Source organism: Undibacterium umbellatum (assembly GCF_014284125.1).
In the GTDB taxonomy this organism is placed as follows: Bacteria; Pseudomonadota; Gammaproteobacteria; order Burkholderiales; family Burkholderiaceae_D; genus Undibacterium; species Undibacterium umbellatum.
This window is the reverse complement of the sequence record NZ_JACOFX010000068.1, coordinates 1-596: the sequence shown is the minus strand read 5'-3', so window position 1 is coordinate 596 and position 596 is coordinate 1. Positions and strand designations below refer to the sequence as shown.

Genomic DNA, 596 nt, shown 5'->3' with positions numbered 1-596 from the left:
CAAAAGCTTTACATCGCTTACTTCAATCGCCCAGCAGACCCAAGTGGCCTGGCATACTGGATGGCGCAAAGCTTCACACTGAACCAAATCGCTGACAGCTTCTCCAAGCAAGCAGAATATGCAACAGCCTACGCTGGCAAGACAACAGAAGAAACAGTCAACACCATCTACAACAACCTGTTCGGCCACAAAGCTGACGTAGCAGGTCTGAACTACTGGACAGGCCAATTGTTGGGCGGCAAAGTCACCATGGGCCAAGCAGCCCTGGCGATCCTGGCAGGCGCAACTGGCGCAGACAAAGTTGCAGTTGACTCCAAAGTTGCTGCATCGACATCGTTCACAACAGCGATTGACACCAACGAAGAAATCGTTGCCTACTCCAAACCAGAAAACACCAACCTGGCCAAAGAATGGCTGAGCAAAGTGTTGGATTCCGCCACACAAGCATCCCAAATCGCCGTACAAGATGCCACACTGGCATCCATCGTCAACGGTGGTGGTGTTAAAGACTTCACACTGACAAGCAACACAGACGTAGCTACAGCAGAAAACTTCACAGCTGGCCTGGTCTACACACCAAACGGTGGTTCCCGTGT

1 protein-coding gene is annotated in these 596 nt (G+C 51.5%); it reads left to right on the top strand.

The window, feature by feature from the left end; all coding sequences use genetic code 11:
* A partial coding sequence (locus H8L47_RS29210; protein ID WP_186957338.1) for a DUF4214 domain-containing protein occupies positions 1-596 on the top strand: 596 nt, incomplete at both ends.